This window comes from Streptomyces sp. Tek67B01 (assembly GCF_055231995.1).
Genome location: NZ_JBUYUY010000001.1, coordinates 2,345,537 through 2,359,013 on the forward strand (window position 1 = coordinate 2,345,537; position 13,477 = coordinate 2,359,013).

12 protein-coding genes and 1 riboswitch are annotated in these 13,477 nt (G+C 70.9%); of the genes, 2 read left to right on the forward strand and 10 right to left on the reverse strand.

Going from position 1 to position 13,477, the window contains the following annotated elements; genetic code table 11:
- Positions 1-163: 163 nt before the first annotated feature.
- From ACV7NM_RS10325 to ACV7NM_RS10370, 10 genes are all read right to left on the reverse strand, one after another.
- Positions 164-1,018, reverse strand: a complete 855-nt coding sequence (locus tag ACV7NM_RS10325; protein WP_463410023.1) for a thioesterase family protein — start codon at positions 1,016-1,018, stop codon at positions 164-166.
- A gap of 57 nt (positions 1,019-1,075) precedes the next feature.
- Entirely contained in the window at positions 1,076-1,732 is a 657-nt protein-coding gene (locus ACV7NM_RS10330) for a trimeric intracellular cation channel family protein (protein ID WP_463410024.1), read from the reverse strand.
- A 199-nt stretch (positions 1,733-1,931) separates the two neighbouring features.
- The gene (locus ACV7NM_RS10335) at positions 1,932-3,044 is read right to left on the reverse strand and encodes an ABC transporter ATP-binding protein (protein ID WP_463410025.1); all 1,113 of its coding nucleotides are present in this window, start codon (positions 3,042-3,044) and stop codon (positions 1,932-1,934) included.
- Positions 3,045-3,049: 5 nt separating this feature from the next.
- Positions 3,050-4,126, reverse strand: a complete 1,077-nt coding sequence (locus tag ACV7NM_RS10340; RefSeq protein ID WP_463413887.1) for an ABC transporter ATP-binding protein — start codon at positions 4,124-4,126, stop codon at positions 3,050-3,052.
- Between the two features lie 29 nt (positions 4,127-4,155).
- Positions 4,156-5,157, reverse strand: a complete 1,002-nt coding sequence (locus tag ACV7NM_RS10345; RefSeq protein WP_463410026.1) for an ABC transporter permease — start codon at positions 5,155-5,157, stop codon at positions 4,156-4,158.
- Between the two features lie 209 nt (positions 5,158-5,366).
- A complete protein-coding gene (locus ACV7NM_RS10350; protein ID WP_463410027.1) occupies positions 5,367-7,124 on the reverse strand; it encodes an ABC transporter substrate-binding protein in 1,758 nt (585 codons plus the stop codon).
- A gap of 41 nt (positions 7,125-7,165) precedes the next feature.
- On the reverse strand, positions 7,166-8,158 hold the full coding sequence (locus tag ACV7NM_RS10355; protein WP_463410028.1) for an ABC transporter permease: 993 nt from the start codon (positions 8,156-8,158) through the stop codon (positions 7,166-7,168).
- A gap of 553 nt (positions 8,159-8,711) precedes the next feature.
- The gene (locus ACV7NM_RS10360) at positions 8,712-9,452 is read right to left on the reverse strand and encodes an enhanced serine sensitivity protein SseB C-terminal domain-containing protein (RefSeq protein WP_136214523.1); all 741 of its coding nucleotides are present in this window, start codon (positions 9,450-9,452) and stop codon (positions 8,712-8,714) included.
- Positions 9,453-9,511: 59 nt separating this feature from the next.
- Positions 9,512-10,246, reverse strand: coding sequence for an enhanced serine sensitivity protein SseB (locus tag ACV7NM_RS10365; protein ID WP_463410029.1), 735 nt, complete (start codon positions 10,244-10,246; stop codon positions 9,512-9,514).
- A gap of 475 nt (positions 10,247-10,721) precedes the next feature.
- Positions 10,722-11,381, reverse strand: a complete 660-nt coding sequence (locus tag ACV7NM_RS10370; protein ID WP_463413888.1) for an AAA family ATPase — start codon at positions 11,379-11,381, stop codon at positions 10,722-10,724.
- Positions 11,382-11,628: 247 nt separating this feature from the next.
- A riboswitch (glycine riboswitch) is annotated at positions 11,629-11,732 on the forward strand.
- 161 nt (positions 11,733-11,893) lie between these two features.
- Here ACV7NM_RS10370 and gcvT point away from each other — a divergent pair.
- A complete protein-coding gene (gcvT, locus tag ACV7NM_RS10375) occupies positions 11,894-13,009 on the forward strand; it encodes a glycine cleavage system aminomethyltransferase GcvT (protein WP_463410030.1) in 1,116 nt (371 codons plus the stop codon).
- 80 nt (positions 13,010-13,089) lie between these two features.
- Positions 13,090-13,470, forward strand: a complete 381-nt coding sequence (gcvH, locus tag ACV7NM_RS10380) for a glycine cleavage system protein GcvH (RefSeq protein ID WP_463410031.1) — start codon at positions 13,090-13,092, stop codon at positions 13,468-13,470.
- Positions 13,471-13,477: the final 7 nt, after the last annotated feature.

A 13,477-nucleotide genomic window follows, 5' to 3' on the forward strand; every position in this document is an offset into this window, starting at 1 on the left:
AGCCCCCCACCGCCCGGGACCCCTCCGGCCCCACCACCACCCCGAACCCCCCGACCCCGGCCCGCCCGCCCCACCGCCCGACAGGCCAACGCGGGCCCGCTTTGCCGCCCGGCGCGGCGAGCGCCGGCGGGGCGGAGGCGGGAGTCGGCGGCGCGGGCGGGGGCTAGGGGCGAGGGGCGCGGGCCAGTTGGCGGGATTGGGCCACCAGGCGGTCCGCCGAGTCCCAGACCTCGGCGTCTTCCTCCAGGAAGCCGCCGGCCAGGTTGCGCGTGGTGATGGCGACGCGCAGCGGGCCCGGGGCCGGCCGGTGGCGGACGTGGGTGGTGAGTTCCACGGTCGGGGTCCAGCCCATCAGGCCCAGGTCGAAGGAGGTCGGCGGCAACGCGTCCACCGCCAGCAGCAGGGAGAGCGGGTCCGCGTCCCGGCCGTCGGCGAGCTCGAACCAGGCACGCATCTCGCCCTTGCCGGACGGCGCGCCGACGGCCCAGCCGGCCGTCGCGGGGTCCAGCCGAAGCCGCAGCCGGTCCACGATCGCGGAGCTGCCCGGGATGGGCGCCGGGCCGGCTTCCGGGCCGAGGCAGTCCTCGTACGCCGGGATGGCCGGGGGCCGCGCGGTGGTGTGGACGGAGTCGGGCAGCGAGTCGAGGTCGCCGTAGGAGGCGAGGACCCGGATGCGCTCGATCTCCGCGCCGTTCTCGTCGTACTGGAAGAGCGAGGCCTGGCCGGTGGACAGGGTGCGACCGGTGCGGACGACCTGCGTGCGGATCACGGCGGGGCCGGGCACGGAGGAGGTCAGGTAGTGGGCGGAGACGGTGAACGGGTCCGGGTGCGGCAAGGCCGCCGCCAGTGCCCGGCCGACCAGGGCCAGCAGATATCCGCCGTTGACGGCGGTGATGATGGTCCAACCCGCGGAGAGTTCCGTGTCGTACGTCCCGGGCTCGCCCGTTCGGGGGGCGATGGCGGTGTCGCGGTCGAACTCGCTGTCTCCGATGGCCGCCTGGGCCGCTGTGTGTGACATGAGGCGACGGTACACCGGCATGCTACTAAGCGGTAGCTTTGCTCTGCTACGGCGGTGTTACGGCTCTTCGGCCACCGCGGAGCGGCGGTTCCAGGCCAGTGGCGCCCGCCAGTGGTACCGGATCGCGAGCAGCCTGAGCACGAAGGCGGTGACGATCGCGACGCCCGTGGTGAAACCGTTCAGCTTGTCGAAGCCGATGAACAGGGCCACCATCGAGGCCCCGACCACGGCCGGGACCGCGTACATCTCCCGGTCGCGCAGCAGCGAGGGGACGCCGCCCGCGAGGACGTCGCGCATGACGCCGCCGCCGACCGCCGTCGCCACTCCCAGCGCGGCGCACGCGGTGAGCCCCAGTCCGTACTCGTAGGCCTTCGTGGTGCCGGAGACGCAGAAGAGCCCGAGCCCGGCGGCGTCGAAGACGTTGATGGCGCGGTTGATCCGCTGGACCTCGGGGTGCAGGAAGAAGACGATCGCGGCGGCGACCAGCGGGGTCAGGAAGAAGCTGAGCTCGCCGAACGCGGCCGGCGGGACGGCCCCGATCACCAGGTCGCGCAGGAGTCCACCGCCGAGGGCGGTGACGAGCGCGAGCACGCAGATGCCGAAGACGTCGAAGTTCTTGCGGACGGCGAGCAGCGCGCCGGCGGTGGCGAAGACAAAGATGCCCGCGAGGTCCAGGGCGTGCTGGATCTCGGGCGGGAAGAGATCGTGGGACACGCCCCCATTGTGCGGGGTGCGGGCGGCGCCCCGGACAAGGCCCGGCCCCTGACCAGGCCGGGCGGGCACGCCAGGCACGGCACGGCAGGCCGGGCCGGCATGCAGGGCCGGAGCCCCCGGGCGTGGCCGCCCCGGGACCCCGGCGCCGCGTCCACCCCCGGCCACTACCCCGGGGGAGGGACAGGGGGGACGCCTCGCGCTACACGGTGGGCGTCTCCACCGCTTCCGCCGCGCCCGGCAGCGCCTTGTCGCCCGGCGCCTGGTCGGGGGCGTTCTCCGGGTGGTGGCAGGCGACCTGGTGCCCGGTCTTGAGGGCGACCAGCGGCGGCTCCTGCGTGGTGCACAGCTCCGTCGCCTTCCAGCAGCGGGTGTGGAAACGGCAGCCGCTCGGCGGCGAGATGGGCGAGGGCACGTCGCCCTTGAGCAGGATGCGACCGCTCTTGGCGCCGCGCCGCCTCGGGTCCGGCACCGGCACGGCCGACATCAGCGCGTTCGTGTACGGGTGCATCGGCGCGTGGTACAGCGCGTCGCGGTCCGCCAGCTCCACGATCTTGCCGAGGTACATCACCGCGATCCGGTCGGAGACGTGCCGGATGACCGACAGGTCGTGCGCGATGATCACGTAGGTCAGGCCGAGCTCCTCCTGGAGGTCGTCCAGCAGGTTCACCACCTGGGCCTGGATCGACACGTCCAGCGCCGACACCGGCTCGTCCGCGACGACCAGCTTCGGCTTGAGGGCCAGGGCCCGGGCGATGCCGATGCGCTGGCGCTGGCCGCCGGAGAACTCGTGCGGGTAACGGTTGTAGTGCTCGGGGTTGAGGCCCACCAGCGACAGCAGCCGCTGGACCTCCGCCTTGACGCCGCCCTCGGGGGTGACCTTCTGGAGCTTGAACGGCGCTCCGACGATCGTGCCGACCGTGTGGCGGGGGTTCAGCGAGCCGTACGGGTCCTGGAAGATCATCTGGACGTCGCGGCGCAACGGCCGCATGCCGACCACACCGAGGTGGGTGATGTCCTTGCCCTCGAACTCGACCGTCCCGCTGCTCGGTTCGAGCAGACGCGTGATCAGCCGACCCATCGTGGACTTGCCGCAGCCGGACTCGCCGACGATGCCGAGGGTCTCACCCCGGCGGACGTCGAAGTCGATCCCGTCGACGGCCTTGACCGCTCCGGTCTGGCGGCGCAGCAGCCCCTTGTTGATGGGGAAGTGCTTGACCAGCCCCGTCACCTTGAGGAGCGGCTCCTCGGCCACGGACGCCCCTGAGGCCTCGGCGGCCTGCGGCGCACCCGTCCGCGCACCCGTCTTGTTCATGTCGGTCACAGCTTCGGCGCAATCTCTTCGGTCCAGATCCGGGTCCGCTCCTCCTGCGACATGTGGCAGGCGGACCAGTGCCGGGTGTCGTCCTGGGTCAGCTCGGGGCGCTGGGTGCGGGTGATGCCGCCCTTGGGTACGTCGGCGTAGGGGCACCTGGGGTTGAAGGCGCAGCCGCTCGGGATGTTGATGAGGCTGGGCGGGGAGCCCTTGACCGGGATCAGGCGCTCGGTCTGCTCGCGGTCGATGCGCGGCATCGAGCCGAGCAGGCCCCAGGTGTAGGGGTGGCGGGGCTCGTAGAAGACCTTCTCGGCGGTGCCGCGCTCGACGCACCGGCCGCCGTACATCACGAGGATGTCGTCGGCCATCTCGGCGACGACGCCGAGGTCGTGCGTGATCATGATGACGGCGGAGCCGAACTCCTTCTGGAGGTCGCGGATCAGGTCCAGGATCTGCGCCTGGACGGTGACGTCCAGGGCGGTCGTGGGCTCGTCCGCGATGAGCAGTTCGGGGTTGTTGACCAGTGCCATCGCGATCATCGCGCGCTGGCGCATGCCGCCGGAGAACTCGTGGGGGTACCCGTCCACGCGCCGGTGGGGTTCCGGGATGCCCACGCGGTCGAGCATCTCGACGGCCCGCGTGCGGGCCGTCTTCTTGTCGACGTCGTTGTGGGTCCGGTACGCCTCGATGATCTGCTTGCCGACGGAGTAGTACGGGTGCATCGCGGACAGGGGGTCCTGGAAGACCATCGCCATCTTGCGGCCGCGGAGCTTGCGCACGTGGTCGGCGTCGGCCCGGACGAGGTCCTCGCCGTCGAGCACGACCTCGCCGGAGATGTGCGGGCGGCTGCGGGCCTGGCCGGTGCGGTGCAGGCCCATGATGGCCAGCGAGGTCACCGACTTGCCGGAGCCGGACTCGCCGACGATGCCGAGCGTCTTGCCTCGTTCGAGGTCGAAGGAGAGCCCGTCGACGGACTTGACCAGCCCGTCGTCGGTCGGGAAGTGGACCTGGAGGTCGCGTACGGACAGGAAGGACGTCGCCGAGGCCCGGGATTCGGGCTTCGCCTGCTCGGGCACGAACACGGGTTCGGCGGAGCTGGAGGGGTTGTCGGTCACGTCAGCCTCACGCGCGGGTCGATGACGGCGTACAGCAGGTCCACGATCAGGTTGGCCAGGACCACGAACAGTGCGGCGAGCATGGTGACGCCCATGATGACGGGGAGGTCACCCTGGCTGATGGCGGCGACGGCCGCCGTTCCCAGGCCCTGGAAGTTGAAGGTCGTCTCCGTGAGCACCGCGCCGCCGAGGAGGCCGCCGAGGTCGAGGCCGAACATGGTGACGATCGGGGTGAGCGTGGAGCGCAGGGCGTGCTTGCGGATGACCACGCCCTCCGTGAGGCCCTTGGCGCGGGCCGTGCGGATGTAGTCCTCGCCGAGGACCTCCAGCATGGTGGCGCGGGTGATGCGGGCGTAGGTGGCGGCGAAGAGGAAGGCCAGGGTGACCCAGGGCAGGATCAGGCTGTTGAGCCAGGCCAGTGGATCCTCGGTCAGGGGTTTGTAGTTGGACACGTCCAACCAGCCCAGGCCGTAGACGAAGATCGCGGGCGCCACCATGCCGGTGAAGAAGATCGGCAGGGATACGCCGGCGAGCGCTCCGATCATCACGGTCCGGTCGATGGCGGTCCTGCGTTTGAGCGCGGAGACCACTCCGGTGGCCACACCGGCGATCACCCAGATCACGGCCGCGCCGAGGGCGAGCGAGAGGGTGACGGGCATGCGGTCGAGCATGGTCTCCCAGACGGGGGCCTCGCTCTTGAAGGAGTAGCCGAAGCACGGTGCCGCGCAGTGCGTGACCTCGGTGCCGGCGTCGTAGTCGCGGCCGACGAAGATGCCCTTGAGGAACACCCAGTACTGCTCGGAGATGGGTTTGTCGAAGCCCATCTTCACGCGAATGCCGGCCAGGGCGGTCGGGTTGGTCTCGCGGCCGGCGTACATGAGCGCGGGATCGCTGCCGGTCAGTTTCGGGACCGCGAAGAAGATGCCGAAGGTGACCACGGAGACCACCAGCAGCGTGGCGGCGACGTTGAACAGCCGCCGTATGAGGTAGACGAGCACTGCAGTCGGCCGCCCGGGGCGGGCGGTCGCCGCCCCTCGTGGGGACGACGACCGCCGCCTGCGGCCTTCACCTGCCCTTCGGACTAGCGCATGTGCGGTGAAGGCACTTACTTACGTACTTGCTGACCTACTGGTGTCCGGCGGCCGCCTCGCGGGGCCGCCGGACGGTCGGACGACTGGGCGCCGACTACTGCTGCCGTGCCCGCGGGCTACTTGGCGACGCCGACGACGGCGAGGTCGATCTTGCCCATGGAGTCGTTGAAGTAGACGTTCGTCAGGCGCGGGTTGTGGTAGACGAGCGCCTTGTCGAAGTTGATCGGCAGGTAGAGCGCCTTCTCCATGATCTTCTTGTTGATGTCGGTGTAGAACGGCGCTGCGGCGTCGGGCGTGGCGGCCGCGGCGGCCTTGTCGAAGAGCCCGTTGACCTCGGGGTCGTCGAGCATCGTGTAGTTGTTGTTGCCGGTCTGCGCGATGAACGATCCGTCGACCAGCGGCTGGAGGAAGCCCGCGCCGGAGTTGTAGTCGGCGCCCCAGCCCATGACGATGATTCCGTAGTTCTTCTTCTTCACGTTGTCGGGCGAACCGATGGTGGAGGAGGAGAGCTTGCCGTCGTACTGGTCGATCGTGGCCTTGATGCCGACCTTGGCGAGCGAGGCCTGGAGGGACTCGGCCGTCTTGACCTCGGGGGCCTTGTTGTTGCGGACCGCGATGGTGGTCTCGAAGCCGTCCGGCTTGCCGCACGCCTTGAGGGCGGCCTTCGCCTTGTCCTCCTGCGGCTTGCCGGCCGTCAGGTTCCACGGGTCGTAGGACTTGTCGGCGCCGGGGACACCGGGCGGCAGCATGTTCGCGCCGAGGTCACCGCTGGTCGGGCCACCGCGGGCGTTCTGGAGCGACTTGGGGTCGGCCGCGTAGATGACGGCCTTGCGGCACTCGACGTTCTCGAACGGCGCGACCGTCTGCGGGAAGGCGAAGTAACGGATGTAGCCCGTGAAGGGGTTGTCCGCGTTCTTCTTGAGGTTCGCGTCCTTGAGGATCTTGTTCTTCGCGGCCTGCTGGACACCGGTGCCGTCGACGGCGAGGTCGATGTCGCCGGAGAGCAGACGCTGGTCCATGTCGTCCGGGTTGGTGGTGACCGTGAAGGTGACCTTGTCCGGCAGACCCTTGCGGATCGTGTCGGTCTTCGGATCCCAGTTCTCGTTGCGGACGAAGGTCGCGCCCTTGCCCGAGGCGAAGCTCTCGACCTTGTAAGGGCCGGTGGAGACGGGCTTGTTGGTGTAGGTGGCCCCCGTGTCCTTGCCCGCCGGGACGGGCGAGGAGGAAGGCATGGCCAGCAGGTACTTGAAGTCGGAGTTCGCGCTCGCCAGGTTGAAGACGACCGTGTGGTCGTCCGGCGTCTGGACGGACTTCAGCCCCATCTTGTCCGGGTCGGTGTCCTTGTAGGGACCCTGGTACTTCTGGCCCTGGTCGAGCTGGTCGATCAGGTAGGTCGGGCCGCCGGCCAGCACGTCCTGCGCGAAGACGCGCTCGATGCCGTACTTGAAGTCCTTCGAGGTGATCGGCGTGCCGTCCTCGAACTTCACGCCGTCCTTGATCTTGACGGTGTACGTCTTGCCGTCGTTGCTCAGGACGGGCTCGCCCTCGGCGAGGTCCGGGACCAGCTTGGTGCCCGCGGCGCCCGGCTTGCTGTCGTACGCGTAGAGCTGGCGTATGAAGAGGCGCTGCATGTTCCACACGAAGCCGTAGTAGGCACGCGCCGGGTCAAGGAAGTCGACGTCCTGGGGGGACCAGAGCTTGAGCTCACCGCCCTTGGCGTCGGAGGCGTTCACGACGCCGGTGGCGGCACCGCTGTAGCCCTTGTCGCCCTTGTCGCCCTCCGCCTTCTTGGTGTCGTCGCCACCGCACGCGGCGGTCAGCGACAGGGCGGCGATCACGGCGGTGATCGCGAGTGCCTGCTTTCTGCGGATCACGGTTGTCCAACCTCCAGAAGTGGGTGAATCGAAAGAGCGGTTCAGCTGCCCTTGGGGTCGAGTGCGTCGCGCAGCCCGTCCCCGAAGAGGTTGAACGCCAGGACGGTGATGAAGATCGTGATACCGGGAACCACCATGTACATGGGGTCGTCCTGGTAGATGGGGATGGCGTCGGACAGCATCTTTCCCCAGGAGGCGGTGGGCGGCTTGACGCCGGCGCCGAGGAAGCTGAGGGCCGCTTCGGTCAGGATGTTGGTCGGGATGATCAGTGTCGAGTAGACGAGGATCGGCGCGACCAGGTTGGGCAGGAGTTCCTTGATCAGGATGTACCCGCGGCCCGCGCCGAGGCTGCGTGCCGCCTCCACGTACTCCCGCTCCCGCAGCGACATCGTCTGGCCTCGGACGATGCGGCCGATGTACGGCCAGCCGAAGAAGCCGATGACGAGGATCAGCACCGCCATGCGGACGCTGGAACCCTCCAGCCCCAGAAGGCTGTTGGGCACCACCGAGACGAGCGCGATGGTGAACAGCAACTGCGGGAAGGCCAGCAGCAGGTCCATCAGGCGGCTGATGATGCCGTCGACCCAGCCGCCGAGGAAGCCGGCGAGCGCGCCCAGCAGGCTGCCGATGACGACCGAGACGAAGGCCGCGAGGAAGGCGACGATCAGGGAGATGCGGGCGCCGTAGACGATCCGGCTGAAAACGTCGCGCCCGTTGGTGGGTTCGACGCCCAGCAGGAAGTCGGAACTCACGCCGCCGAACGAGCCGATCGGCGTGCCGAGGTCGGGATCGATCATGTCCTCGTGGAACTCGTTGGGCGGGTGGCCCAACAGGCTCACGATCTGCGGCGCGAAGACCGCCACCAGGATCAGGAAGATCACGACCACGCCGCCGGTCAGCGCGACCTTGTCGCGCTTGAGCCGCATCCAGGCGATGCGGCCGGGCGAGCGGCCTTCGATGGCCTTGGCAGGGACGTCGGCTACGGACACGGGTGCGGGCGTCTCCGCGCTCGTGTCGTGCAGTGGTGCCGTCATCGTGGTGGGGACCCCTCTCGGCCGACGGGTGTGCCGGCCCATGCCCGCCGCTGTGGCGGCGTTGGTGCGGAGTGGCGCTCGGAGTGCGTGGGACACGCTGAACGCGTGTGAAGTGCAGGAAGTGCGGGAAGTGCTGCGGGAACCGCGGTGCGGGACCACGGGTGCGGATCACGTCTCGAACCGCGTCCTGGAGGACTGAGCGGCTCTTGGGTGGGGAGTCTTCATCGGGCGCTCGACCAGCCGCCAGACCCGCAGTTGAATGGATGCGCAACCGTGATCTGACGCTTCGATTCCCGTTATCCGGACTGCGCTCACACCTCAGCGGAGCAAGACCGTCTGTTCGGTACGCAACCGGACATCTGCCCCAACTCGCATGCGGAGAGTGCTTTTCAGGCTGACAATGGCGGCGATATCCGGGCAAGTCGAAGGCCGCCGGGGACCGTGGGTCCCGGCGGCCTCGTGATGGCTCGTTATCGCTGTCTCAAAACATGGGCACGCTTGCGGAGGGAAATATTCCGGCGCGCGCGACTCGGGTGGGGCGTCCCGTTACGGCCTAGTACGAGGGAGCCTGGCCCTCGCGGTCGTAGAACGGGCGGGTCTGCGAACGCAGCCACATCGCCACCGGATCGTGCTCGTCCGCGAGCGCGACGGTGCACACCGGGACGCCCTCGGGCACCGCCCCGACCGACTGCCGCATCATCTCCCGTACGGACTCCAGCGCGGGCGCGGAGGCGTCGTACAGGTCCAGCCCCACCGCCAGGTACGCCGACCCCAGCGACGGCTGCACCCAGGCGCGGCGGAGCGAGCGCACGGCGGGCGTGCGGTGCGCGTGCTGGGTCAACAGCCCGTAGAACTGTGGGAGCTCCAGCGCCGGCTCGGACAGTCGCAGCGGACCGGCCGGCATCCGGTCGAGGCCGGTGGCGATCCGGCGCAGGTCCGCCCAGGGGAGGCCGAGGCCGCCGCCCTGGGCGTGGGGGTTGAGCCACAGGCCCCAGCGGTCCGGGTACAGCGCGCGGGCGATGTCCCGGCCGGTGACGACCTCGTAGCCGCGGTTCCATCCGCTGGCGGCCAGTTCCTGCGGGGAGGTCACACAGGGCGCGTAGCCCAGGCCGTCGACCTCCATGCCGCCGTACTGGGCGTCCGGTGATCCCGGCCTGCCCTGCCAGAGCAGCATCCACAGGCGGCCCTCGGCGAGGGCGTGCAGGAGCGACTCGTAGCTCTCATAGCGCCCGGGAGTCACCTGGCGCAGCATGTGCTCGACCTGCCCGGCCGCGGCCGTGCCTGACGCACTCACCCGGTACCCCTCTTCGTCCGCCCGTCATCCACGCGTATCGGCCCCCAGCTTAAGCGGCCCTAGGGGAGGTAGAAGGGGCGTACGCGCTCACGGATGTGGTCGACCACCGGGTCCTGGGCGGCGTCGAGGAGGATCAACTGCACGGGCCAGGGCGGAGGTACGCGGGTCAGGGCGCGGCCAAGGGCCTCCAGCGGGGCGCTGCGCGACTCGGTGTCCCATCCCACCAGTCGGACACCGATGTACAGCTGCGGCGCTCCGCCCTCGACGCTGGCGAGGCAGCGGTGGGCGGCGGCGACCACGCCGATGGCGCGGAACTCCTCTGCGGCGGCGGCGAGGAAATCCACCGGGTCGTCCTGCCAGTCGGGCTCGAAGAGCCGGACGCGGCCGCCGGTGGCGGGGCCGTCGAGGGGGGTGCGGCCGGTGCGGCAGAGCTCCGCGACGGCGGGCGGCGGGAGCGGGACGCCGACGGCGCCCTCGGGGTTGAGGGCGATGCCGAGCTGCGGGGGCAGGCCGCGGGCGAACTCGACGGCGGGAGCGACGGCGAAGTCCATGGCGGGGCCGACGCAGACAAGGAACTGGGCCTCGGAGCTGTAGACGGGGACGTAGGCCTCGCCGCCGATGAGCATGGTCGGGAGGTTCAGGGCGGTCTGATCGGGGCTGCCGCCGGTGGGCAGCGGGACCCAGACCCGGCTGCGGCCGAGCACCTCCAGGATGCGGGCCCCGGCGTCCGCCTGTCCCAGGGCCGCGCCGAGCACGTGTTCCAACTCGTTGTCGGGCCACCCGCCGCCGTGCATGTGCCGCCTCCGCCTGTCGCTCCGCGTTGTCCCGCTGACCCTAATCCGTCCGCCCCTCCCTCCGACCGCCGGGTCACACCGCCGCCTGCCGGTACCGGAAGGACCCCGCCCCCGAGTCGAACCCCCGGCCAGACCGGCCCCGCCGGCGCGCGGGCTCCGGGGCGTGGGGTGTGGGGCGGGCGCCCCGGGAAACCCGGCTCCGCCGGGAGGTCCCCCTGGTCGAACGCCGGTGCGCGGGCGGGCACGCGGCGAGTGCCGGGCTGCCCGGCGGGGTGCCCGCAAGGGCCGGAGGTGCTCTGCGCTTCGTACGGCAGCTCGTACCCGGGGCGCCCGGCGGGGGGGGAGTCACCTTGCCTGGGCCGCGCCGGACGGCCACGCCGCCTTGGTGGACAGCGCCCGGCCCGCCCCCTTCGGCCCGCGCCGGCCTTCGAGGCGCGGGTCCGGGGCGGCGCCCCGGGAGGGAGAGGGGGCCGCGCTAGTGGAACGTGATGCGGGTGACCGCGGCGGCGGCGGGGCGGTCCAGGAGGGTGACCGATGCGCAGCCCGTCGGCGGGCGGCCCGCTTCCGCGGCGCGGATCAGGCGGGCCGCCGCCGCCCGGTGGTGGGCGAACGCGTACGCCGACACCCGCCGCCCGCGCTCCGCCTGCCCGGCCAGCGCCTCCCCCGCCGTGGCGTCCAGCAGCAGCAGGTGCAGCGCCCGGCCGCGCCTGCGCGCCGCCCCCGCCAGGAGCCGCCGCACCCACGCCTGGCTCCCGCAGTCGTGCACCACCACCGACGCCCCCGAGCGCACCACCCGCCACAGCCCCCAGTAGTGCGCCACCCGCACCACCGGCCGGTACACGGCGTACGGAAGCACCCCCCGCGTCCGCCGCTCCCACCGCTCCCGCGTGTCCTGCGAGTCGATCGCGCCGCCCCCCGCGGCCCGCTTGATCAGCGTGCTCTTGCCGCCGCCGGGCAGGCCGGAGACCACCACGATGTCCCCCGCCACGAAGCCCAGCCGTCTCGACCCCCCGGCCCCCGACCCCCGTAGATCGCGGACCCGTCCCGGCCGCACCGGCGCCGGCGCCGGCCGCTGCGCCGGGACCCCGTCGAGGGTCCCCGTCAAAGCCGGCACTCCGAACCTCCGCACAGTGATCGCCTCCCCCGGACCGTGAATGTAAAGAGACGGTAATCCGGCCCGCCCGGTTCCGGCCCGCCCCCTCAAGCCCGCCCGGTTCCGGCCCCGCCCGGTTCCGGCGCCGCCCGCTCAAGCCCGCCCGGTTCCGGCGCCGCCCGCTCAAGCCCCGCCGGCGTCCGCACGGACTTTCGGGGCCGCCCGCCCACGCCCGTCCACCTCGTGCAATGATGTGCGCCATCTGGACACCAACTGCATACCGGCCGCTTGAATCCGCGCGGGAGAGTCCCGGCACGCCGTGAGGCCGTGCCCGGGCGCCGAAGGAGCAAGTTCCTCCCTTGAATCTCTCAGGCCCCGTACCGCGTGGATGAGGCAGATCTGAAAAGCGGGCTGTTCGACAGCTCCACCCAAGGTGCAAGCCGAAGACGCGTCCCGCCCGGTGCGGGAACTCTCGGCGAACCTCTCAGGTTCCGATGACAGATGGGGAGGATCGTCCTCGTCATGTCATGCCCTGGGACCCGGGAGCCACACCCATGAGCACTGCCCCCCGCCTGACCGCGCTCGACGCGCTGCACCGCTCGCTCGGTGCGACCATGACCGACTTCGCGGGCTGGGACATGCCGCTGCGCTACGCCAGTGAGCGCGACGAGCACAACGCCGTGCGCACGAAGGCCGGTCTCTTCGACCTGTCCCACATGGGCGAGATCACCCTGACCGGCCCCGAGGCCGTCAAGGCCCTCGACCACGCGCTGGTCGGCAACATCTCCACCGTCGGCGTCGGCCGCGCCCGTTACACGCACATCTGCCAGGAGGACGGCGGAATCATCGACGACCTGATCGTCTACCGCCTCGGCGAGAGCGAGTTCATGGTCGTCGCGAACGCCTCCAACGCCCAGGTCGTCCTGGACGCCCTGACCGAGCGCGCCGCCGGCTTCGACACCGAAGTCCGCGACGACCGCGACGCCTACGCCCTGATCGCCGTCCAGGGCCCCGAGTCCCCCGGCATCCTGGCGTCCCTCACCGACGCCGACCTGGACGGGCTCAAGTACTACGCGGGCCTGCCCGGCACGGTCGCCGGCGTCCCCGCGCTGATCGCGCGTACGGGCTACACCGGCGAGGACGGCTTCGAGCTGTTCGTCGCCCCGGAGCACGCCGTGGAGCTGTGGCAGGCGCTGACGAAGGCCGGCGAGGGCGTCGGCCTGGTCCCGGCCGGCCTGTCCTGCCGTGACACGCTGCGCCTGGAGGCGGGCATGCCGCTGTACGGGCACGAGCTGACCACCTCCCTGACCCCGTTCGACGCGGGTCTGGGCCGGGTGGTGAAGTTCGAGAAGGAGGTCGACTTCGTCGGCCGCCGGGCCCTGGAGGCCGCCGCCGAGCGCGCCGCCACGAACCCGCCGCGCAAGCTGGTCGGGCTGATCGCCGAGGGCCGCCGGGTCCCGCGCGCCGGTTTCCCCGTGGTCGCCGACGGCAAGGTCATCGGTGAGGTCACCTCCGGCGCCCCGTCGCCGACGCTGGGCAAGCCGATCGCGATGGCGTACGTGGACGCGGCGCACGCCGCGCCCGGCACCTCCGGCGTCGGCGTGGACATTCGCGGTACGCATGAGCCGTACGAGGTCGTTGCCCTGCCGTTCTACAAGCGGCAGAAGTAGCGCCCGTACGCCCTGCCGGCCGTCTCAGTACCCGAGACCACCGTTCGTATCCACTCCCCCGCATCCAGGAGAATCAGGTCATGAGCAACCCCCAGCAGCTGCGTTACAGCAAGGAGCACGAGTGGCTGTCGAACGCCGAGGACGGCGTCTCGACGGTCGGCATCACGGAGTTCGCGGCCAACGCGCTCGGTGACGTCGTCTACGCACAGCTCCCCGAGGTCGGCGACACGGTGACCGCGGGCGAGACCTGCGGCGAGCTGGAGTCGACCAAGTCGGTCAGCGACCTGTACTCCCCCGTCACCGGTGAGGTCGTCGCGGCCAACCAGGACGTCGTGGACGACCCGTCGCTGGTGAACTCGGCCCCGTTCGAGGGTGGCTGGCTCTTCAAGGTGCGCGTCACGGAGGAGCCGGCCGACCTGCTCTCCGACGACGAGTACGCCAAGCTCACCGCCGGTAACTGACCCCAGG